This window comes from Halanaerobium hydrogeniformans, assembly GCF_000166415.1.
Lineage (GTDB): Bacteria > Bacillota > Halanaerobiia > Halanaerobiales > Halanaerobiaceae > Halanaerobium > Halanaerobium hydrogeniformans.
Genome location: NC_014654.1, coordinates 131,467 through 153,675 on the forward strand (window position 1 = coordinate 131,467; position 22,209 = coordinate 153,675).

20 protein-coding genes are annotated in these 22,209 nt (G+C 32.1%); 16 read left to right on the top strand and 4 right to left on the bottom strand.

What is annotated here, in order from left to right:
* Nucleotides 1-15 precede the first annotated feature (15 nt).
* The 11 genes from galE (at nt 16) to HALSA_RS00665 (ending at nt 13,238) form a co-directional block, all read left to right on the top strand.
* Nucleotides 16-999: a UDP-glucose 4-epimerase GalE gene (gene galE / locus HALSA_RS00615; protein ID WP_013404713.1), complete on the top strand. Its 984-nt coding sequence runs from the start codon at nt 16-18 to the stop codon at nt 997-999.
* Nucleotides 992-2,161, top strand: coding sequence for a galactokinase (locus HALSA_RS00620; RefSeq protein WP_013404714.1), 1,170 nt, complete (start codon nt 992-994; stop codon nt 2,159-2,161). Before galE ends, HALSA_RS00620 begins: the two co-directional genes overlap by 8 nt.
* Before the next feature lie 25 nt (nt 2,162-2,186).
* Nucleotides 2,187-3,767: a UDP-glucose--hexose-1-phosphate uridylyltransferase gene (locus HALSA_RS00625; protein ID WP_013404715.1), complete on the top strand. Its 1,581-nt coding sequence runs from the start codon at nt 2,187-2,189 to the stop codon at nt 3,765-3,767.
* 105 nt (nt 3,768-3,872) lie between these two features.
* Complete coding sequence (locus tag HALSA_RS00630; RefSeq protein WP_013404716.1) at nt 3,873-4,808, top strand: ArsR/SmtB family transcription factor; 936 nt, start codon at nt 3,873-3,875, stop codon at nt 4,806-4,808.
* A gap of 219 nt (nt 4,809-5,027) precedes the next feature.
* A complete protein-coding gene (locus HALSA_RS00635; RefSeq protein ID WP_013404717.1) occupies nt 5,028-6,311 on the top strand; it encodes an ABC transporter substrate-binding protein in 1,284 nt (427 codons plus the stop codon).
* 73 nt (nt 6,312-6,384) lie between these two features.
* Nucleotides 6,385-7,275 carry a carbohydrate ABC transporter permease gene (locus HALSA_RS00640; protein WP_013404718.1) on the top strand — a complete coding sequence of 297 codons (891 nt, stop codon included), beginning with the start codon at nt 6,385-6,387 and terminating at the stop codon, nt 7,273-7,275.
* Complete coding sequence (locus tag HALSA_RS00645; protein ID WP_013404719.1) at nt 7,272-8,102, top strand: carbohydrate ABC transporter permease; 831 nt, start codon at nt 7,272-7,274, stop codon at nt 8,100-8,102. The genes HALSA_RS00640 and HALSA_RS00645 overlap by 4 nt, the downstream gene beginning before the upstream one ends.
* 23 nt (nt 8,103-8,125) lie before the next feature.
* The gene (locus tag HALSA_RS00650) at nt 8,126-9,898 is read left to right on the top strand and encodes a glycoside hydrolase family 2 protein (protein ID WP_013404720.1); all 1,773 of its coding nucleotides are present in this window, start codon (nt 8,126-8,128) and stop codon (nt 9,896-9,898) included.
* A 214-nt stretch (nt 9,899-10,112) separates the two neighbouring features.
* Nucleotides 10,113-11,867: a diguanylate cyclase domain-containing protein gene (locus HALSA_RS00655; protein ID WP_013404721.1), complete on the top strand. Its 1,755-nt coding sequence runs from the start codon at nt 10,113-10,115 to the stop codon at nt 11,865-11,867.
* Nucleotides 11,868-12,031: 164 nt separating this feature from the next.
* Entirely contained in the window at nt 12,032-12,595 is a 564-nt protein-coding gene (locus tag HALSA_RS00660; RefSeq protein ID WP_013404722.1) for a DUF4126 domain-containing protein, read from the top strand.
* A gap of 124 nt (nt 12,596-12,719) precedes the next feature.
* Nucleotides 12,720-13,238: a fasciclin domain-containing protein gene (locus HALSA_RS00665; RefSeq protein ID WP_013404723.1), complete on the top strand. Its 519-nt coding sequence runs from the start codon at nt 12,720-12,722 to the stop codon at nt 13,236-13,238.
* A 118-nt stretch (nt 13,239-13,356) separates the two neighbouring features.
* Here HALSA_RS00665 and HALSA_RS00670 read toward each other — a convergent pair whose 3' ends face one another.
* Genes HALSA_RS00670 through HALSA_RS00685 form a run of 4 tightly spaced genes read right to left on the bottom strand, consistent with a single transcriptional unit; the run spans nt 13,357 to nt 16,788 of the window.
* Nucleotides 13,357-14,034, bottom strand: a complete 678-nt coding sequence (locus HALSA_RS00670) for a fructose-6-phosphate aldolase (protein WP_013404724.1) — start codon at nt 14,032-14,034, stop codon at nt 13,357-13,359.
* Nucleotides 14,035-14,055: 21 nt separating this feature from the next.
* A complete protein-coding gene (locus tag HALSA_RS00675) occupies nt 14,056-14,841 on the bottom strand; it encodes an aminotransferase class IV (protein WP_013404725.1) in 786 nt (261 codons plus the stop codon).
* Nucleotides 14,842-14,852: 11 nt separating this feature from the next.
* Nucleotides 14,853-16,217 (bottom strand): aminodeoxychorismate synthase component I, encoded by a 1,365-nt coding sequence (pabB, locus tag HALSA_RS00680; RefSeq protein ID WP_013404726.1) that lies wholly within the window; start codon nt 16,215-16,217, stop codon nt 14,853-14,855.
* On the bottom strand, nt 16,207-16,788 hold the full coding sequence (locus HALSA_RS00685; RefSeq protein WP_013404727.1) for an anthranilate synthase component II: 582 nt from the start codon (nt 16,786-16,788) through the stop codon (nt 16,207-16,209). Before HALSA_RS00685 ends, pabB begins: the two co-directional genes overlap by 11 nt.
* 252 nt (nt 16,789-17,040) lie before the next feature.
* On the opposite strand from HALSA_RS00685, the gene HALSA_RS00690 reads away from it, so the two are divergent.
* The 5 genes from HALSA_RS00690 to HALSA_RS00710 all read left to right on the top strand — a co-directional run bounded on the left by HALSA_RS00690 (nt 17,041) and on the right by HALSA_RS00710 (nt 22,199).
* On the top strand, nt 17,041-18,294 hold the full coding sequence (locus tag HALSA_RS00690) for a GntP family permease (RefSeq protein ID WP_013404728.1): 1,254 nt from the start codon (nt 17,041-17,043) through the stop codon (nt 18,292-18,294).
* A 104-nt stretch (nt 18,295-18,398) separates the two neighbouring features.
* On the top strand, nt 18,399-19,094 hold the full coding sequence (locus tag HALSA_RS00695) for a 2-phosphosulfolactate phosphatase (RefSeq protein WP_013404729.1): 696 nt from the start codon (nt 18,399-18,401) through the stop codon (nt 19,092-19,094).
* Between the two features lie 226 nt (nt 19,095-19,320).
* Nucleotides 19,321-21,345 (top strand): BglG family transcription antiterminator, encoded by a 2,025-nt coding sequence (locus HALSA_RS00700; RefSeq protein ID WP_013404730.1) that lies wholly within the window; start codon nt 19,321-19,323, stop codon nt 21,343-21,345.
* A gap of 5 nt (nt 21,346-21,350) precedes the next feature.
* Nucleotides 21,351-21,833, top strand: coding sequence for a PTS sugar transporter subunit IIA (locus tag HALSA_RS00705; RefSeq protein ID WP_013404731.1), 483 nt, complete (start codon nt 21,351-21,353; stop codon nt 21,831-21,833).
* Nucleotides 21,834-21,911: 78 nt separating this feature from the next.
* Complete coding sequence (locus HALSA_RS00710) at nt 21,912-22,199, top strand: PTS sugar transporter subunit IIB (protein ID WP_013404732.1); 288 nt, start codon at nt 21,912-21,914, stop codon at nt 22,197-22,199.
* Nucleotides 22,200-22,209: the final 10 nt, after the last annotated feature.

A 22,209-nucleotide genomic window follows, 5' to 3' on the forward strand; every position in this document is an offset into this window, starting at 1 on the left:
AAGGAGGAAAATAAAATGAAAATTTTGCTTACTGGAGGAGCAGGTTATATAGGAAGCCATGTTTTAAAAAGGCTGCTGGATGCCGGTCACGATACTGTTACCATCGATAATTTAAAAAAAGGACACAAAGAAGCAGTTTTGGGTGGCGAATTCATTGAGGGTGATATCGGAAACAAAGAGCTTCTTCACAGGGTTTTTGCTGAGCATAAAATCGAAGGAGTAATTCATCTGGCAGCAGATAGCCTGGTTGGAGAATCAATGAAAGATCCAGGCAAATATTATCATAACAATGTTGCTAAAGCCTTAAATTTATTGGAAGTAATGGTTGAGCATGATGTAAATTATCTTGTTTTTTCTTCAACTGCAGCAGTTTATGGAGAGCCGGAATCAATTCCGATTGCAGAAGATCATCCAACTAATCCAGAAAATGTTTATGGTGAAAGCAAATTATTTTTTGAGAAAATTTTAAAAAGGTATGATCAAATCCATGGTTTGAAATATATTTCTCTGCGCTATTTTAATGCAGCTGGAGCAGATCCAGAAGCTAAAATTGGAGAAGCCCATGATCCAGAAACACATTTGATCCCAATAGTTTTAGAGACTGCCCTCGGAATCAGAGATAAAATCTATATTTTTGGTGATGATTACCCAACCAAAGATGGCAGCTGTATAAGAGACTATATTCATGTTAACGACTTAGCCGATGCGCATGTATTAGCAGTTGAAGCTTTAGCTGAAGGCAAAAATAGTGATATATATAATTTAGGCTGTGGAGATGGCTATTCAGTCAAAGAGGTTATTGCAGCTGTAAAAAAAGTTACTCAAAAAGATTTCGAAGTAGAGCTTAGTGATAGAAGAGCCGGAGACCCAGCAGTTTTAATTGCAAGTTCTGATAAAATAAAAAATGATCTTAACTGGCAGCCTCAATATCAGAGTTTAGAAAAGATAATTTCTACTGCCTGGAAGTGGCATAAATCAGGAGGTTTTGTAGATGAATAAAGAATTACTATTAGAAAAATATCACAGCAAATTTGCAGATACATCATTAGCTAAAGGAGTTTATGCAGCCCCAGGCAGGGTTAATTTAATCGGTGAACATACAGATTATAATGATGGATTTGTAATGCCTATGGCAATAGAAAAAAATATCAGAATGGTTATGCAGCTCAGAAATGATAAAAAGGTTAAAGCTTATTCTCTTGATTATGATAAATTAATTGAATTTAATATAGATAACTTACTTTATGATAAAGAAAACATCTGGGTTAATTACATTAAGGGAATTATAGATGAGTTACAAAAGTTGGGCAATAAGCTGCAGGGATTCAATTTGCTTTTTAGTGGTAATATTCCACAGGGTTCGGGTTTGAGTTCTTCTGCCGCTTTAGAGGTAGTTACTGCTATGGCTATTACTGATTTACATAATATAAAGTTAGAAGCGGTCGAATTGGCTTTATTAGCCCAGCGAGCAGAAAATAATTTTGTTAATGTACAATGTGGAATAATGGATCAATATATTTCTCGGCTTGGTAAAAAAGATAATGCCCTATTAATTGACTGCAGAAGCAATCAATATCAATTAGTGCCTTTTGCCAATGAAGACTATCAGATTGTAATCTGTAATTCAAAGGTAGAAAGGGGATTAGTTGATTCAGAATATAATAAGAGGAGAAAAGAATGTAATCAGGCAGTAGACTTTTTTGCCAAAAAACTGGATAAAAATATAACAGCGCTGCGTGATTTAGATTTAGATACTCTGCATGAATACAAAGAAGAACTTTCAGACACAGTTTATAAAAGGGCTCATCATGTAATAAGTGAAAACCAGCGAGTACTGGCTGCTAAAAAAGCTTTGGAAAAAAATGATATGAACAAATTTGGTAAATTGTTTTATGAATCACATCAGAGCTTAAGTGATGACTATGAGGTTAGCTGTCAGGAACTTGATTTATTGGTTAAGCTGGCTTCAGAAGAAAAAGGAGTTAAGGGAGCTCGAATGACCGGAGCTGGTTTTGGAGGTTGTACAGTTAATTTAGTAAAGAAAGAATTTGTCGATACTTTTGTTGAAAATATTAAACAAGCATATTATGAAAATACCGGAATCGATACAGATGTCTATATCACTAATCCGGCGGCTGGAGCAAGAAAGTTAGAGAAGTAAATAAATTTTAGAGGGAGGCTTATTAGTGAGAGAACTTAAAGCAAATCAACTGATAGAAAAACTTTTAGCCTATGGTGAAAAAAACAATTTATTGGTTGAGTGGGATAAAATAGCTGCTAGAAATGAAATTAGAGATATTTTAGAGATCAAAGAAGCACCAGCAGAAGCATTGGATTCGGAATCAGAGCTTGAATTAGCCGATAATCCCCAGCCAATCCTTGATGGTCTGCTTGATTTTGCAGTGGCTAAGTCTTTAATCAATGATAATCTGACTGAAAGAGACCTTTTAGATACCAGGATCATGGGTGCCCTAACCCCCAGACAGTCAGAAATAGCCAAGCGTTTTTATGAGACCGCTGAAGAGATCGATGTCAAAGCTGCAGCCGAGCAATATTATAATTTTGCTCAAAAAAGCAATTACATCAGGCTTAAGAGAACTTCTAAAAACTTAAACTGGAAGGCAGACAGTGATTATGGTCAAATAGAGATCACAATCAACCTCTCTAAACCAGAAAAGGATCCAGCAGAAATTGCCAAAGCCAAAGCAGAACCACAGAGCAATTACCCTAAATGTTATCTCTGTTTAGAAAATGTTGGTTATGCAGGTAGTTTAAATCATCCTGCCAGGCAGAATCATCGGGTAATCCCCTTAAAATTACAGAATGAAGACTGGTTTTTACAGTATTCTCCCTATGTTTACTATAATGAACACTGTATAGTTTTTCACCGGGAACATAAGCCGATGAACATCAACAAAAACACCTTTGCGGTTTTGATGGACTTTTTAGATCAGATACCCCATTATTTTATCGGTTCTAATGCAGATTTACCATTAGTGGGTGGATCAATCTTAAACCATGACCATTTTCAGGGGGGCAGACATATATTCCCGATGGAAGAAGCAGAAAGTGTTGCTTATTATGAACACCCCACTTTTATGGATGTTGAGATATCGAGGCTTAAATGGCCTTTATCTGTAATCAGGCTAAGGTCAGCAGAGCGGGGAGAGCTTATTAATCTGGCCGATAAGATACTGCAAAACTGGCGTGAATATACAGACCATGGTTTAAAGATCAAGGCCTACAGCAAAGAAGATGGCAAAAAAATAGCGCATAATACAGTTACTCCAATTGCCCGGAAAAGAAAGTATGGTGGTGAAGAACAGGCTGAACAGTATGAGCTTGATCTGGTACTGCGCAATAACCGCTGTAGTGAGGAATACCCTTATGGTATTTTCCATCCTCATCAAAAGCTGCATCATATTAAAAAAGAGAATATAGGTTTAATAGAAGTAATGGGAAGGGCTATTTTACCGGGGCGTTTAAAAAAAGAGCTTAACCTTATAGCTGAATATCTAAGTGCAAAGCTTAGCCTTGAGGAACTTAAGGCTGCAGAAGGAATGGCAAAACATTTAGAGTGGGTAGAAGAACTGGAAAGTACTTATGGAAATGAGCTTCAGTTTGAGCAGGCAGAAAAGATCTTAGAAAAAGAAACAGCTAAAAAATTCAGCCAGGTTTTAGAAAGGGCTGGAGTTTTTAAGAATGATCAAAAAGGAAATGATGGATTTAATAAATTCCTTCAAACAATTGGAATCAAAAGAGTATGAAGTGTTTTAAAAGCTGATTAATCCAATTACCTCTTCTTTTATTTATTTTTAATTATTGCTTTTTAATTTAATAATTGTTAAAATAAAAGTACTGGAGGGGTTAAAATGAAAGGTAATATACTTGAATTAAAAGATGAAGAACAGATTATCGATGTTTTTAAAGCATTGGGATCTGAACCAAGAATGAAAATTATCGAAGTTTTACAAAATGAAGATATGAATTTAAATCAGATTTCCCAATATATAGATATGCCTGCATCTTCTGTAACAGTTAATATTAAAAAGCTTGAAGAAGCCGGATTAATTGAAACCGAATATAAGCCGGGTAATCATGGCTCTCAGAAAATTTGCAGCCTTAATTATGACAAAATTTTGATTAATTTACCCGGCTCAAGAGATCTAAAAGATAAAAATTTAATTGAAACATCTATGCCTATAGGTAATTATAAGGATTTTGAGGTTACACCTACCTGTGGTCTGGCTTCAGAAAAAGGAGTAATTGGAGAACTTGATGATGTTAAATCTTTTTTAAATCCTAATCATACTCATGCACAGATACTCTGGTTTGGTAGTGGATATATTAAATATGTATTTCCTAATGATTTGCCAAAAGGTTCTCAGGCCAGTAAATTAGAGTTAAGTATGGAAATCTGTTCAGAGACCTCAGATTATGATGAAGATTGGCCTTCTGATATTTCTATCTGGATTAATGGGGTAGAAATAGGGGTTTGGACCTCACCAGGAGATTTCGGAGAAAAAAGAGGTATTTTAAATCCTGACTGGTGGTATTTTGATCAAACTCAACATGGCTTATTAAAAATTTGGAAGGTAACTGAAGAAGGAACTTATATAGATGGCAATAAAATTTCTGATGTAAATTTGGCTGATATCAATATCGAAGAAAATGATTTTATTGAAGTAAAAATTGGTGTAAAAAAAGATGCTAGAAATGTAGGCGGAGTTAATTTATTTGGCAGAAAATTTGGTAATTACAAACAGGATATTATGCTTAGATATAGATATAACTTTAATAAAAAGTAAAATAAATCAAAAAAATCTAAAATAAAAGCAGGAATTTTTATTTATACCAAGAACATTTTAAATAGAGAGAGTTTTCAGAATATTTTTATGTAATTTAATTCAACTTTTATTAAACTAAACTAATTATATATAAACTAAAGGGGAGGGATCAAGAAAAAAATAATATTCGCAATATTGTAAATCTAATTATTTGTAAGCAAATTAAAAGGAGGTTTTTAGATGTTATCTAAAAAAATGCTAACAGTTGTTTTGGTGTTGTTCCTAATTATCGGTTTATCATTTAGTGTCAATGCTTTTTTTAGTGGTGGAGACAGTGGAGAAGATGGGGTAGTAGAGGTTGAATTTTGGAACCTGTTTGGTGGTGGAGATGCTGACTTTATGGATGAAATGATAGAAAGTTTTAATGAGAGTCAGGATGAAATTGTTGTAAAACAGACCAGACTTGAATTTAGTGAATATTACACAGGTTTAATTACAGCTATAGCTAGTGGATTTGGACCAGATATTGCAATAACACATATTTCAAGGTTAGAAGAAATGGTAAATGAAGGATTGGTTATTTCATTAGATGACACTGCAGAAGAGATAGGTCTTAATTGGGAAGATTTTAATCAAAACATTTTAGATGGAGCTTCAGTAAATGATAATTATTATGGGGTGCCACTGGATACTCATCCCCAGGTTTTATATTACAACAAAACTTTACTGGCAGAAGCAGACTTATTAGATGAAAATGATGAGCCCATAATTGATGAGACTCCAGAAGGCTTTATGGAATTTTTGACAAAAATTCAAGCTGAATCTTCAGTTCGTTATCCAATGTCATACTGGACTAACTTTACTGAAGATGGACATTATAGATTATGGTGGGGACTTTACAGTCAGTTAGGTGGTAATCCTATAGTTTCAGATGGTGAGTTGACTATTGATGTAGATAAAGCTATTCAAGCTGCAGAATATATGAAATCACTTTATGATAATGGCTTTACACCAACTAATGCTGAATATGATGAAAGTGTTAACCTCTTTAGAAATGAGGATACCGCTGTATTGTTAACAGGTGTCTGGATTACTGGAACTTTAGAAAACACAGAAGATCTTGATTTTGGTGTTGTGCCAATGCCTAAAGTATTTGAGAATCAGGCTGTCTGGGCAGATTCTCATAGTTTAGTATTACCATATAATGATAGTGATCCAATTAAAGAACAGGCAGCATTAACCTTTGCTAAATGGTTAACTGATAATGGTGAGATGTGGGCGAGAGCAGGTCACATACCAAGCAAAAAAATGATCATTGAAAATGAATCATTTCAGGAGATGCCTTACAGGATGGATTATGTAGAAGCAGCTGATTTTGCAAGTTTTGATAGTGCAGGAGATAATACCTGGGGTATTAGAAGTGAAATCACAACAGCATTGAGTGAATACTGGCGAGATAGAACCACAGCAGAAGAAGCTTTTACAGAAGCTGTTAGAAGAATTGAAAGAACTTTAACAAGATAAATTTTTACTCAATTAATAGCGGGAAATTTTTCCCGCTATTAAAATTAAACTTCTTAAAGGAGGTTCGATATAATTGGAATTTAACAGCAACAAAAAAAAGAACTTCGTTAAAGCTTTACCTTTTATTCTGCCATTTATGATAGTTTATTTAGTTTTTTTGGTATTTCCCATTATTCGAGGTTTTTGGATGAGTTTGCATCGCTGGACAATAGTTAGAAAAATGCACTTTGTAGGTTTAAGTAATTATATAGAAATGTTTCAAGATTCGTCTTTTTGGAGTTCATTTGGCAATACTATGATCTTTGTTTTAGTGAGTACACCTACTATAGTTTTAGCGGGATTAGTTTTAGCATTAATTTGTAATCAGAAAATAAGAGGCAAATTATTTTTAAAAATTGCTTTTTTTCTTCCTTACGTTTTATCAGTGGCGGTAATTTCTTCAATAATGGTATATTTATTTCAGACTAACAATGGCTTTATTAATATGTTTTTAGAAGACATCGGAGTTATTTCTAATGGGATTCAGTGGTTGAGCCAGGATCTTTTAGCATGGTTTGTAATAGTATTTGCGACTCTATGGTGGACAGTCGGTTTTAATATGATCTTATATCTGGCAGCATTACAGGATATACCAGAATCATATTATGAAGCAGCCTCAGTTGATGGAGCAACACAATTAGAGCAGTTTTTGTATATCACCTTACCTCAATTAAAGCCGATTACCTGGGTAATAGTATTATTGCAGATCATATTTTCCTATAAGGTTTTTGCCCAGATTTGGTTGATTACAGGAGGGGGACCTGGTACATCTACCCGACCAATAATTCAATACATCTATGAAACCAGTTTTAGACAGAACAGTCTTGGCTATGGAGCTACAATGTCCTTTACAATTTTTGTGATTTTAATTATTATTTCAGTAGCTCAAATCGTGATTAGAAGAAAGAGAAGTGATGTTCAATGAAAAGAGAAAATTCACCTACAAAGAAAGCGGTAAAATATATTGTTTCTTATGGCATAGCAGTCTGCTTTTTACTGCCAATCATCTGGATGTTATTTGTTTCTTTAAAATCAGAAGGCTTTAGAGTGGTTAGGATAATAGATTGGTTTACACCACCATATTCCTTAGCTAACTATTTTTCTGTAATCCAAAGAGCACCAATCTTTAGATGGATGCTCAACAGTTTTATTGTTGCTTCTAGTGCTACTTTTCTGGTAATATTATTGAGTTCGTTAGCAGCTTTTGCTTTTTCAGTTATTGATTTTAAATTTAAGAGTGCATTATTTGTATTTGCAATGGCAGGTTTGATGGTTCCAACAGAGGCTAATGTAGTAGCTTTATTTGATATTGTTGGTAATTTAGGTTTAATCAATACTTATCCAGCCTTGATATTTCCCCAGGTAGCAATTCCTTTAGGGGTAATTATTTTAAAAGAATTTTTTGATGCAGTGCCAAGAGATCTTATCGATAGTGCACGGATAGATGGATGTGGATTATTTCGAATTTACTGGAATATTTTTATGCCACTATCTAAAGCTGCAATAGCTGCAATAGCTATTTTCACCTTTATTCAAACCTGGAATGAGTTCCTCTGGCCTTTTATCGCAGTAATGGAGCAGTCAATGTTTACTCTGCCTTTAGGTGTTCCTACCTTTACTGATGCTTATACACCAGATTATACTATACCAATGACAGTCAACATGCTAGCATCTTTGCCAGCAATAGTAATATTTTTATTTTTCCAAAAACAGATTATTAAAGGTATTAAATTTACAGGAATCAAAGGTTAAAATCAGATGACAGGAGGAGACAAATGGAGAAAAACATACCACGGCCTGAATATCCAAGGCCACAATTTAAGAGAAAGAAATGGCAAAATTTAAATGGAGAATGGAGTTTTGCCTTTGATGATAATAATCAGGGTGAAAAAGAAAGATGGTTTAAAAATGAAGGTTTTGATAAGCAAATATTAGTACCCTTTACTTTTGAAAGTAAGGCGAGTGGAATTGAAGATCGTAAAGAACATAACTATGTTTGGTATCAGAGAACTTTTAAAGTTGAAGTAGAAAAAGATAAAAAGGTAATTTTAAACTTTGGAGCAGCAGATTATATTACCAAGGTCTGGCTAAATGGCAATTTTATCGGCAGTCATGTTGGAGGATATGATGCTTTTTCCTTTGAACTCAGTGACTATCTTAACTATCAGGCTGAGAATAATCTTGTCATAAAAATTGAAGACACATTGAGCAAATTTCAGCCGCGTGGCAAACAGAGTTATAAAAAAGATAATTTTTTGTGCTGGTATACCAGAACTACAGGAATCTGGCAAACAGTCTGGTTAGAATATCTAGCTAGAGAAGCCTACTTAGAAGATGTTAAATTAACTCCTGATATAGATGCTCAGGAAATAGATATAAGATATAATTTTACAACTGGTGACTTAGAAGCAGCAGACTATAAATTATTGACCGAAATTAAATATAACGATAAAGTTATTCAAAGTTTTAAATTTGATATCAATAAAGAAAGCTATAATTTCAAAATCAATGTAAGTGACAAAAATAATGAAATTAATTTATGGAGTCCAGAAAACCCAAATCTGTATGAGATTGATTTTTATCTCTATAAAGACGAGCAGCTAATAGATAGTGTAAGTTCCTATTTTGGAATGAGAAAAATATCTATTGAAAATGGCAAAATACTATTAAATAACAAACCATTTTATCAAAAGCTAATTCTTGATCAGGGTTATTGGCCAGATACTATTGCAACACCTCCTTCTGATCAGGCCCTAAAAAAGGATATTGAATTAATCAAAGAAATGAGTTTTAATGGAGCCAGAAAACATCAAAAAATAGAAGATAACCGCTTTTATTACTGGGCGGATAAAATGGGGTTGGTGATTTGGGCCGAAATTGGCTCAACTTATGAATATGCTGATCAGGTAGTGGCTGAATTTAGCAGTCAATGGTTGAGAATTGTCAAAGAACTTTATAATCATCCATCTATAATAACCTGGGTTCCTTTTAATGAATCATGGGGAATTGAAGCTATTAAAACTAGCCGAAAAGAACAGCAGTTTACAGAAGGAGTATATTATTTAACTAAAAGCATTGATCCCGAGCGCCCTGTAATTACAAATGATGGCTGGGAACATACCATCTCAGATATTATAACTATTCATGATTATGAGGGTAGAGGTAATGATAAAGAAATAATTGAGATTTATAAAGATAACAAAGTTAATTTAGTTGAAAACAAAGAAGTTTTTAATGATGGCAAATATTTGCTGGCAGATAATTACAGCTATCAGGGACAACCAATAATTTTTAGTGAATTTGGCGGTCTTGCTTTTCAAAATAAAGATGGCTGGGGTTATGGCAAAGGGGTAGCAGACCAAACAGAATTAATCGAAAGAATAAATATTATGCTGGAAGAAATCAAAATGGTTGATTATTTTGAAGGCTACTGCTATACTCAGTTAACCGATGTTGAGCAAGAAAAAAATGGTCTTTTAGATGAAAATAGAAATTTCAAAGCTCCTCTTAAAGAAATAAAAAAAATTAATCAAATAATCAATAAATAATCCTCTTTTTTCCTAATAGAGATAGTTCTAGAAACCCTTTTTGCTGACAGACTAGATTTTAGTCTGCACAGAAAAAGGGGTTTTCTTTTTAATCTTAATTTTGATATAGAGGAAAAAATGTTTTTGTGTTGAAATAAGTTAATAATGGGAGTTATTATATTAATAAAATAAAATTTGTCAGAAATAATGCAGTGTCAATATGAGGGGGGCATAAATGTCTAATTTTGCTAAGAATAAGTTGAGACTTTTATTAACAGTTTTGAATCAAATTAAAGTGATGATCTGTTTATTTACTCCTCAGGGAGAGTTTGTATATACAAATAAAGCTGCTGCTGATATATTAGAGTACAGTCAGGAAGAAATTTTAGATTTAAATATCTGGGATATAGTATCTGCTTATGATAAAAAAAAGCAGCCAGCTCTCTGGAAGAAAGTAAAAGAAAATGAGGTATTAGAAGCCGAACTTTGGCTTGAAAGCAAAACTGGCAAAAAATATTTTTTAAATGCTTCATATCATTATATAGAATATGGAGAAGAGGAATACCAACTATTTTTCGTGAATAACATCTCAGAAGAAAAAAAGCTGGAAACAGAATACAAGAAGTTAATAAATGGAATGAATGATACTGTCTGGGTTATAGATCTGGAAGGTAGGATTATCGAAGCTAATAATAGTGCGGTCGAACTGCTTGGTTATACTCAGGAAGAATTAAAAAATATGCCTTTAGATAATATTGATTGTCAGACATCTAAGAATGATATTTTATTTCTTATCAAAAACCTACCTGAAGAAAAAAAACAAGTTTTTGAATCAGTTCACTTAAGCAGAGAAGGAGAAAAAATTCCTGTAGAAATAAGTTCCAGCCTTATTACTTATAAGGGAGAACTTGCTGTATTAAGTATAGCTCGTGATATTAGAAGACGTAAAGAAAACGAAGCAAAGATCAAATATATGACATTTCATGATCAACTAACAGGTCTTTATAATAGACATTATTTAGAAGAAGAAATACAGCGGATAAATACTAAAAGACAGCTGCCGATTAGTGTGATAATTGCTGACTTAAATAATCTAAAAAAGGTTAATGATAACTATGGTCACCAAAAAGGAGATCAACTACTGCAGAAAGCTGCAGAGCTTATCAAAACTTCCTGCAGAGATGAAGAAATTATTGCCAGGATGGGAGGAGATGAGTTTATCATCTTACTGCCCCAGACTTCTCAAGCTGCTGCTGAGATAATTAAAGAGAGAATAATTAATAATTTTAAAAATCATAAACTAGAAGAAGAGATTCCACTCTCGATTGCACTAGGAATTGCCAGTAAAAACAAAGAGTCTGAGTCTTTTGAGGCGATTATTACAAAGGCAGAAGAAGGAATGTATATCAATAAGCTGCAAAGTAAAAGTGATCAGGGTAGAAATATTTTAGCTTCAATTATGGAAAATCTTCAAGAAAAAAGTGATGAAAGCAGCTGCCATATTGAAGGTGTTCAAAAATACAGCCTGATGTTGGCTGAGAAATTAGAGCTCAGTAAAGCAGAAATAGATAAATTAAAAATGGCTGCTCATTACCATGATATAGGTAAAATAATTATTCCAGAAAAAACATATAACAAAGCAGAAAAATTGAGTGCAAAAGATTGGGAGAAAATAAAGATGCATCCAGATCTGGGAGCTAAAATAATTTCCTGGACAGAAATGTATGAAGATCTAGGAGAAGCTATAAAATACCATCACGAAAAATGGGATGGTAGTGGTTATCCAGCTGGAATAGCCGGAGATAATATTCCACTTTTTCCCAGAATCATCTCAATAGCTGACGCTTTTGAGGTTATGATCTCAGGCAGAGTATATAAAAAGAAAATGAGTTTAATAGAAGCTGTGAAAGAGCTGCAGAGATGTGCTGGAACTCAGTTTGATCCAGAGTTAGTAGAGATCTTTATTGAAATAATTAAAGAAAAACAATAATTATTTAATGAATAAATATATTTATTCCTGCTAAAAGTTCAGCAGGATATTTTTTTGTTACCAGCAATTTATAAAATATAGACTTTTTAATGAAGTTTTTATCTCTAAAATTAATGCTCAGTAGGAGATAGCTAATTAAAAAAGAGATTTAGGGGCTGATTAAGTTGGAATTATATTTAAGTGTTTTAATGGGAATAGGTTTAAGTGCTGCCAGTGGCTTTAAGCTTTTTGTGCCTCTTTTAATTATTAGTTTAGCAAGTTTGAGTGGGCATTTAGAATTAAGCAGCGGTTTTGAGTGGATTGGAACTTATCCTGCATTTATAATATTTTTAACAGCGACAGTTTTAGAAATTGCCGCTTATTTTATACCAGGGATAGATAATTTACTTGATACCCTGGAGGGACCAGCTGCTTTTGTTGCAGGAACAATTATAACAGCTGCTTTTATCGGTGAAATGAGTCCCTATTTAAGAATAACTTTAAGTATTATTGCAGGTGGTGGAACAGCTTCAGCAGTACAGTTTTCCACAGCTACAGCTAGAGGTGGATCTACTCTCACAACTGGTGGAGCAGCAAATCCATTTTTAAATATTTTTGAAATAGTATTTTCAGTTTTAATTTCAATATTTTCTTTGTTATATCCTATTTTAGTTATTGTACTTTTAATATTTATGGCTTATATTTTCATCAAAAAGTTTTATCCAAAAATCAAGCAATGGAGATTATAAAATGCAAAGTAGGATACAATTTTACAAATAGTAACAATTACTATTGCTTTTTAATAAAAATAGTGGTAGAATTAAATTAAATTAAAATATCGTAAAAAGCAAATATATCAAGGAGGTTTTTATAATGAAAAGATTAGTTTTTAAAAATGGTTCATTTTTAGTTGGGATCCTTGTTGTGGCAGTATTAATGAGTTTGGTATTTACTTCAGCTGTTTTTGCCCACGGTCATATGAATAGATCTGATGTACTGGAAGTTGCTTTAGAAGCAGATGACTTTAATACTTTAGTAACTGCTGTTATTGAAGCAGACCTAGTTTTTGCTTTAAAAGGTGAAGGACCATTTACAGTTTTTGCCCCAACAGATCAAGCTTTTGCTAATCTACCAGAAGGAGTTTTAGAAAGCTTGCTGGCAGATAAAGCAGCTTTAGCAGATGTACTACTTTATCATGTTGTAGAAGGTAAAGTAATGGCTGAAGATGTAGTGACTCTTGATGGTGCAGAAGTAGCAACCCTACTGGGTGAAAATATAAGAATTACTGTTGAAGATGGAAATGTATTTATCAATGATTCTCAAGTAATAACTACAGATATTGAAGCCAGCAATGGAGTAATCCATGTAATTGATGAGGTATTAGTTCCCTAAATATAATATTTAAGTAATTTAAAAATCAAAATATAATTTTAAAGTAAACAAACCGCATTTTGACTTATAAGCCATAGATGCGGTTTTGTGTATGTAAATATTAGCATTTAAAATGATATCATAGTTCATAAGTTAAAATATCTTTTCCATAAACAGCTTCCCAGTCTTTTATGAACTGCTCAACACTATTTTTAGTCCCTGAATGTTCCAAAAGCTTTCCGGTTAACTCTGCTCCTGCTGTAATAGCCTGAGCTCCATTAAGGGTAACTTCATGAATCTGCTGGATATTTTTAAATGAAGCAGCTAAAACATTTGTTTTTAAATTATTTTCTTTTATTAATTGGACAATTTCTCTTACCACTTTAATTCCACTAACATTTGTGTTAGCAATTCTATTAACATAGGGAGCAACAAAATCAGCACCTGCTTTAGCTGCCATCAAAGCCTGTTGAGGAGTGAAAATAGCTGTGGCAGTTATCTTAATTTTTTCGGTTTTTAAATTTTTTATCGCTTTAATTCCCTCTTTTGTAACAGGTATTTTAATAAAAAGATCTCCAGAAATTTTATCATTTAGATATTGAGCCTCTTTTATCATTTGCTCAGCTTTTTCAGCTAAAACCTGAACATGTAACATTTTCTTTTCACCAATTATATTTCTAATTTCTTTTAATAAGGGAATAAAGTCCTTATTTTCTTTGGCAATTATACTGGGATTTGTTGTTACCCCATCTAATGGATAAAGATCAAAAGCTTTTTCTATTTCTTCTATTTTTGCAGTGTCTAATAAATACAGCATTATTATCTCCTTTCAATTTAATTATATTATTTGGCTTATTTTTTCGCTAATCTTAAAATTGTTATTTTCAAATTCAGTATTTTTAATGGTTCTAACAGGCATGATTTTTAATAAAGAATTTGTTATAAAAATTTCATCAGCTTGATTAATTAAATCTAGCTTAATGTTTTTTTCTTCAACCTCAAATTTTTTTTGTAAAATCACCTGTCTTCTTAAAATTCCATTTAGCAAACCATTTTCAAGCCCGGGTGTATAAAGTTTTTTTTCTTTTACAATAAATATATTAGAAATTGCACCTTCAGCTAAATAACCTTTTTCATTAAAGAAAATCACTTCATCAAAGCCTTCGGCTTTAGCTTTTCTGAACTCCAGTATATTTTCTAGATAATTAGCAGTTTTATGTTTAATGATTTTGGAAGTTGAGTTTCTTAAAACCTGGCTTATTTTTAAATTAAAACCTTTTTGATAATCTTCAGCTTGATATTCTTTCTTCTTCATAGTGATAATTAAATCACTGGAATTTATATTTTTTGCTAATAATATTTTTAAAGCTCCATTAAAGGCATTTTTTTCAATTAATTTTTCAACATAATATTTAAGTTCTTGATCTGAATAATTTAGATTAATATTTAAAGCAGTAGAACTTTTGCGTAAACGCTGGAGATGAGCATCAATATATTCTGCTGTTAGATTTGTGACCTTTATAGTTTCAAATAGAGCATACCCGTAGTTGAGAAAGTCGCTAAAAGGATTGCTATCGAATTTATCATCATTTTTATAAAAACTATCATTATGGATATAATACATAATGTCACCCTCTATTCCATTTTTAGTGCTTCCACTAAGGCTTTGCCTTTATCTAATGATTCCTGATATTCAGCTGCAGCATCAGAATCCCAGACAATTCCTCCACCTACCTGGAAATAGGCTTTTTTATCCTTTGTTACCATAGTTCTTATAACTATATTCAAATCCATATCACCATTAAAATCAAGATAACCAATTGATCCTGTGTAAATATTTCTTTGGGTAGGCTCTAATTCATCAATGATTTCCATGGCTCGAATTTTAGGAGCGCCTGTGATTGATCCGCCCGGAAAGGTATTTCTTATACAGTCTACAGCATCATATTTTTCATCTAATTCACATTCAACCTGTGAAACAAGATGAAAAACAGTAGGATATTGTTCTAAAACAAATAATTCTGGGACCTTTACTGTTCCAGTTTTTGCAACCTTAGAAAAATCGTTTCTTTCCAGGTCAACAATCATTAATAATTCTGCCTTGTCTTTCTCACTATTAATTAATTCCTGTTTTAATTTCATATCTTCTGCTTTGTTTTTACCTCTTGGTCGAGTGCCTTTAATTGGTCTGGTAAAAAGCTTTTTATTTTTTGACCTTATAAATCTTTCCGGGGAAGAAGAAAGAATCTGATAATCTTGAAAATTAAGATAAGCAGCAAATGGAGCTGGATTAACCTGGCGCAATTTTGAATAAAGAGTTAGAGGTTCTTCTCTAAGTTCTGTTTCGAATCTTTGAGTCATATTTACTTGATAAATATCCCCGTTTTCAATGTATTTTTTTATTTTATTTATTGCTCTATGATATTCTTTTTTTGTGATATTAGATTTGATCTTAATATTGCTTTTGCTTTGTCCAGTTTTTAAATCTGGAACTTTAGCATCTTTTAGTTTTTTAATCATATAATCAACTCTTGCTTTGGCTTTACTGTTAACCTGGGCATCAGTTAGAAAATATTCTCCTGTCTGATGGTTAAATACAATTCCACCATTATAAAAACCAAGGTTAAGATCAGGTATCTTAACATCATCTACAGCTGTTCTCGGGAGTTCTTCAAAATGATGACAGAGATCATAAGAAAAATGGCCCACAGCTCCTCCGATAAAAGGCAAATTACTTTGATAATTTTTTCTATATTTAGCCAGGTATTGTTTTAAAAGTTTAATTGGTTCTGTTGTCTCAATTATTTCATTATCTTTTTCGATTATGACCTGATTATTTTTCGACTTTATTTTAATAAAAGGATTGAAACAAATAATAGAATATTCACCTAACTTTTTATATTTATCACTGCTGTCTAAAAATATTGCCTGGTCTTCCTGGGCAAAGATTTGAAAAACTTCAAATGGTTGCAAATCAATTTGCAGTTTTTTAACTATCATATTCTTTACCTACCTTCAAAAAATTATCTAGTAATTTTAAACCCTGTTCTGTTAAAACAGCTTCCGGATGGAATTGAACTCCTGCAATAGGATAATATTTGTGACGGATTCCCATTATTTCTCCCTGTTCTGTTTGGGCGCTAATCTCTAATATTTCAGGCAGATTAGTTTTATTGATAACTAAAGAATGGTAACGGGTTACTTTTAAAGGATTATTTAAATCTTTAAAAAGGCCTTTGCCATCATGTATCACTTCTGAAATCTTCCCATGGACTGGTTCAAGAGCTTTTATGATTTTTGCTCCAAAAGCTTCTGCAACAGCCTGATGACCGAGGCAGATGCCAAGAATAGGATAATCAGCTTTTAATTCTCTGACAACCTTTTTGGAAATACCTGCTTCTTTAGGTGTGCATGGGCCAGGTGAAATAACAATTGTCTCAGGATCTAGATCAATAATTTCCGAGATAGTTATTTTATCATTTCTGGCTACTTTTACTTCCTGATTTAATATTTTAAAATATTCTACTAGATTGTAAGTAAATGAATCATAATTATCTATTATTAACATCATGATATAAGATATTTCACCTTCTTTCTGCTTTTTGTAATAAAAAATATTTTTTATTACAAAAATCAAATTAAAAATACCTCTAGTTTCTAAGCTATATTTTAATATTTCAAGATTAAATAGCATTGTCCTTTTTAAAAAAATAAATTAACTTGACCTAAAACAGCCCTCAAATTGACAAAAATGTTTAAGAAAGTTACAATAGAGCTATGTTTCTTAACACAAATTTATATATATGGTGGAAGGAGAAATATCTTGTTAAGTATCATAATAGGATTTATAATTTTAATTACTCTAATAGTTTTAAAAGTAAATATAGTTATTGTAGCTCCAATTTCGGTTTCCATAATAGCTCTCATGAATAATATGAATGTACTTGAGTTATTAAACAGTCAATATCTAGCTGGTTTCGCGAATTTTGTTCAGGATTATTTACTCATCTTTTTACTAAGTGCAATTTTGGGTAAAACAATGGAAGATTCGGGAGATGCAGCTGCAATTGGTGAATTTGTATTAAATGTACTGTCATATAGATATGCTGCGGTGGGAATATTTTTTGCCAGTGCTGTCTTAACTTATGGTGGTATTTCTGCTTTTGTATTGATTTTTACGATTTATCCTATTGCCAAATCTGTTTTTGAAGAAGTTAATTTATCAAAGTCCCTTATTCTTGCTTCAATAGTTGGTGGTAGTTTAATTATCGGGATGCCGATGCCTGGCAGTCCTCAGATTCATAATTTGATTATGATGGATTTTCTTGATACCTCTGCTGTTGCAGGTTTAGGGGTGGGGATTATAAGTATTACAATTGCTACTGGATTTGCCGTATATTATCTAATATTTAGAACCAGGAAATTATTGGGTGAACAATATTATGCTTCTCAGAGCAGTGTTTTCAAAAAACCAGATCCAAGAAAATTTAAAAATTTTATATTTTCTGTGTTACCATTATTAACCGTTTTTATTTTTCTGGCAGTTTTAGCCAAACCACCCGTTATCGCATTATTACTGGGGGTAATTGTTTCAATAATAAAAAACATTAGGGAAATAAAATTGCTTAGGGTATTAAACAGCAGTATCTCTAATGCTGTTGCACCTTTGATGTTTGCTGCTTCTGCAATGGGATTCGGCCAGGTGATTTCATCTTTAGATGTATTTATAAATTTTTTAGAAACATTATTAACTCTACCTTTGCATCCCTATCTTTTAGTAGGAATAATCACAAACATTGCTGCTGGTCTTTTAGGTAGTGCTTCTGGAGGAATGCTTCTAACAATCAGTACTGTAGGTGAAAATATCACTCAATTTGTAGAACCAGAAAAATTACACAGGGTCATTCTGATAGCATCCACTGGTTTAGATACTCTTCCTCATAACAGTGCTTATCTGGCCATGCTTGCTTATACTGGGCTTAAGTTTAAGGATACATATTTTGATTATTTTGTTATTACCATAATAGTTCCTTTTATTTCCCTAGCAGTTGCAATTTTATATTCACTTTATATTTAAATATCCTCCGTTTGTTTGAGAATTTTGTGTTGATTTTGTTCCAGGCTTTTTCTATATAGTAAAAAATAAAGTCATATAAAAAAAACAATTTAAAGGAGGAGCATATGAAGATTGATATATATCAATTTATAGAAGGCGCAAAAAAAGCAGAGGGGTTGGCGGTAATAATTGATGTGTTTAGAGCTTTTTCCACATCTGCTTATCTTTTGGCAAATGGTGCTCAGGCAATTTATACAGTTTCAGAAGTAGATACGGCTAGAAATCTAGCGAAACAGCTTGAAAATAATGTTTTAGTAGGAGAAAGAAATGGAATAAAATTACCTGGCTTTGATTATGGGAACTCTCCTTATTTAGTTTCCAGTCAAAACTTCAAGGAGAAAAACATAATTTTAACCACAAGTGCAGGGACAAAAGGGATAATTAATGCTGATCAGGCTGAAGAGATTATAACAGGTAGTTTTGTTAATGTATCAGCTGTAGCTGATTATATTAACCAGAAAAATTTTAAAAAAATTTCTCTGGTTGCCATGGGGGTTAATGCAGAAAAAACTGCAGAAGAAGATATGGCACTGGCCCACTATTTGAAAAACAAATTAGAGGGCAAAGAAAATCTCAATCAGAAACAATTAAGAGAAAAACTTTACAGTCCTGCCGGTGACAAATTCTTTAATAGCAACACCCAATCAGATATGCCAGAAGAGGATTTTAATTATTGTCTCAACATTGATAGATTTGATTTTGTTATTAAAGCGGAAAAGTTTGATAATGATATTTATCGCCTAAAAAAAGTTGAGCTATAACAATTAAATTCTTGTAGATGATTATTGATCCCTGTTGTTTTAAAGCAGGGATTATCTGCTTTTAGTACTAATAGTACAACTTTTCCACATTGAAACGGAAAAAAGGTTGATTGAGTTTAGCAAGATAATAATTTATTATAAACTTAAGTCAATACTGATCTTTAAAGTTGACTTATAAAAGAAGGTGATCAAAATTTTAAGAATATTAGGACAAAGAGTCACAAACTTGTTAATTGCTTTATTAGAATCTGATAAAGCGTTTACTACAGCTGAATTAGCAGAAAAGCTATCAGTTTCAGCCAGGACAATCCGGAGTGACCTAAAAAAATTACAGGATTGGATTAAAGAAAAAGAAAATATTGTTCTTTCCATAAAACCAGGGGTTGGGGTTAGTCTAGAAATATCTGAAGAAAAAAGAAAGAAACTTAAACAGAAATATTCTACGTATATGGATTATAGAGATCCTTATTCTCCTGAAAAAAGAAGACAGCTTATATTAAAATGGTTGCTTCAATCTGATGTTGATTATACAATTCAAAAATTAGCAGACAAATTATATTTAAGTAGAACTACTGTATATAAAGATTTAGATAAGGTTGAAGAGTGGTTAAATAAATATAATTTAAAGTTACAGCGAAAAAGGCGCTATGGCCTTAAGATTAAAGGTGAAGAAAAAAATTGGCGTAAGGCAGTAGCTGATTTACTCACTTTATTAAAGGGAAGTGAAGAACTAAAACATATACTGGGAGAAGATGATGAAATTTCTGAGATAGAAAATGAGAGTAGAATCGATATTAACACTTATCAAGATCTTAAATTATTATTTTCAGAAATAGATTTTAAAAAAATTGAAGATATATTAATTGAAGCTGAAAAAGAAGCAGATTTTTTATTTACCGATGAAACCTTAATTGGTTTAATTGTCCACCTTGCTATTAGTTTAGAACGCCTGCAGCAAGATAAAGATATCGAAATGGGAGAAAAGCAGCTGAACAAGCTGAAGAAAAAAGAAGAATTTAAAATAGCTAAATTTATTGCTAAAAAACTTGAAGATAAGTTTTCAATTTCTATTCCTGAAGCAGAGATAGCCTATATTTCTCTTCATATTCTGGGAGCAAAATATCAACAAAATATTAAACAAGCTAGATTAGAAGATATAGTAGAAGAAAGCAATTCGTCAATTGTCAAGATGTCTAAGGAAATCATAGATACTGCTGGCAAGGTTTTAGAAGTAGATTTAAGTAGAGATAGAGAAGTTTTGATTGGCTTAATTTTACACTTTAGAGCTGTTTTGAATAGACTGCAGTATGGTTTGAGTTTGAGGAATCCAATTTTAGAAGAAATCAAAGATAATTATCCAGATGTATTTGCAGCAGCCTGGAGCAGCAGTATAATATATGAAAAACACTTTAATATTCAAGTCAGTGAAGAAGAAATTGGTTATATAGCTCTTCATTTAGGAGCAGCATTAGAAAGATTAAATAAAAGCCGCAAGGTTTTAGTTGTTTGTGGTAGTGGGGGTGGGACAGCTCAACTTTTAGCAGAAAGACTAAAGAGGAGATTATCTGGACTTCAGATAGCGGGAGTGATAGCTGCTCATAAATTAGATGATTTTTCTTTTGCAGATATAGATCTTATAATCAGCACTATTCCATTGAATAAAGAATTTAAAGTTCCGGTAATAAAAATTAGTCCTCTTTGTACAGATGAGGATATCAAATTTATTCAGCAAGAAATAAATGGTTTAATTAAAAAAAATAGAAAACAAAAAAATCTTAGAAATAACAGGCTACATGATTTAATAGATGCAGACCTGATATTTTGTAGTTTAGATTTAAATTCTAAAGAAGAAATAATAAAATTTCTGAGCAGAGAAATGTTAAAGAGAGGAATTGTTAAAAGGGGATTCGAAAGTTCTGTTTTTGAGAGAGAAAGATTAACATCTACAGAGATGGGAAATGGAATAGCACTTCCCCATGCAGAAAAAAAGTATATTAATTCTTCTAAAGTGATAATTGCCAATTTAGCTAAAACAGTTCAGTGGGATGAGAGAAAAGTAAAACTTGTTTTTATGGTAGCTCTCAAATCAAAAGACGAAGCAGAGACATTTTTCAAAAAATATCTTCATATTATAGATAATGATGAACTGTTAAAAAAATTAAAGGAAACTAACTCTAAAAAACAGGTTAAAGATATATTTTTAGGAAGCATTTCTGGGAAAAACAATGATTTTTTTGCTGAGGAGGTATAATTAGAATGGCAAAAATTAAGAAAATAAATTTAGAAGATATGATAAGTGAAAAACTAATTATTTTTTCAAATAAAGCAAATAAAAAAGAAGATATTTTATTAGAAATGAGTGAACTATTATCTAAAAATGGATATGTTAAAAACAGCTTTTATGATGGAATTAAGAACAGAGAGGAAAGTTTCCCCACAGGATTAATAACACCTAGTGGAAATGTAGCGATTCCACATACAGATAGTGAACATGTAAAAAAACCTGCTATTGCTGTAGCAGTACTTAAAAGCCCAGTTAATTTTTATAGAATGGATGATGCTTCAGAAAAAATTGAAGTAGATATAATTTTTATGCTGGCAATTAAAGAAAAGGAAAACCAGGTTGGTGTTATTAGCAATTTAATTTCTGCCTTTAAAGGCTCGAATTTATTGGGTGATTTAAAGAAATCAAACTCAAAAGAAGAAGCATTTAAGTATATGAAAAATAACCTTGAATAATAAAAAAGTTTATCTAAATGGGAGGTGAATAAAGTTATTTCGTTTTAGTGCATTTAATAATTAGGGGAGGTAAATTAAATGAAAAAAAAGGTTTTGATAGTTTGTGGTACAGGGATTGCAACGTCAACAGTAGTAAACGAAAAAATAAAAACTTTAGCTAAAAAAGCGGGAGTAAAAGTAGATATTAATCAGGCGAAAGTAACAGAGGCTAAAAGCGAAATAGAAAACAGTAATTATGATTTTTTAGTTACTACAACTAGTTTTTCCTATAAAGTTGATCTTCCGGTAATCAATGCAACTGCTATGATAAGTGGTATAGGTGAAGAAGAAGTAGAAGAAAAGATTATAGCTAAACTCAAAGAATAAATGGAAAAAG

Bases quoted from the DNA above. Each gene is read 5' to 3' on its own strand.
- galE (WP_013404713.1), top strand. From the start codon at position 16: ATGAAAATTTTGCTTACTGGAGGAGCAGGTTATATAGGAAGCCATGTT.
- HALSA_RS00620 (WP_013404714.1), top strand. From the start codon at position 992: ATGAATAAAGAATTACTATTAGAAAAATATCACAGCAAATTTGCAGAT.
- HALSA_RS00630 (WP_013404716.1), top strand. From the start codon at position 3,873: ATGAAAGGTAATATACTTGAATTAAAAGATGAAGAACAGATTATCGAT.
- HALSA_RS00635 (WP_013404717.1), top strand. From the start codon at position 5,028: ATGTTATCTAAAAAAATGCTAACAGTTGTTTTGGTGTTGTTCCTAATT.
- HALSA_RS00645 (WP_013404719.1), top strand. From the start codon at position 7,272: ATGAAAAGAGAAAATTCACCTACAAAGAAAGCGGTAAAATATATTGTT.
- HALSA_RS00650 (WP_013404720.1), top strand. From the start codon at position 8,126: ATGGAGAAAAACATACCACGGCCTGAATATCCAAGGCCACAATTTAAG.
- HALSA_RS00655 (WP_013404721.1), top strand. From the start codon at position 10,113: ATGTCTAATTTTGCTAAGAATAAGTTGAGACTTTTATTAACAGTTTTG.
- HALSA_RS00665 (WP_013404723.1), top strand. From the start codon at position 12,720: ATGAAAAGATTAGTTTTTAAAAATGGTTCATTTTTAGTTGGGATCCTT.
- HALSA_RS00670 (WP_013404724.1), bottom strand. From the start codon at position 14,034: ATGCTGTATTTATTAGACACTGCAAAAATAGAAGAAATAGAAAAAGCT.
- HALSA_RS00675 (WP_013404725.1), bottom strand. From the start codon at position 14,841: ATGTATTATATCCATAATGATAGTTTTTATAAAAATGATGATAAATTC.
- pabB (WP_013404726.1), bottom strand. From the start codon at position 16,217: ATGATAGTTAAAAAACTGCAAATTGATTTGCAACCATTTGAAGTTTTT.
- HALSA_RS00685 (WP_013404727.1), bottom strand. From the start codon at position 16,788: ATGATGTTAATAATAGATAATTATGATTCATTTACTTACAATCTAGTA.
- HALSA_RS00695 (WP_013404729.1), top strand. From the start codon at position 18,399: ATGAAGATTGATATATATCAATTTATAGAAGGCGCAAAAAAAGCAGAG.
- HALSA_RS00705 (WP_013404731.1), top strand. From the start codon at position 21,351: ATGGCAAAAATTAAGAAAATAAATTTAGAAGATATGATAAGTGAAAAA.
- HALSA_RS00710 (WP_013404732.1), top strand. From the start codon at position 21,912: ATGAAAAAAAAGGTTTTGATAGTTTGTGGTACAGGGATTGCAACGTCA.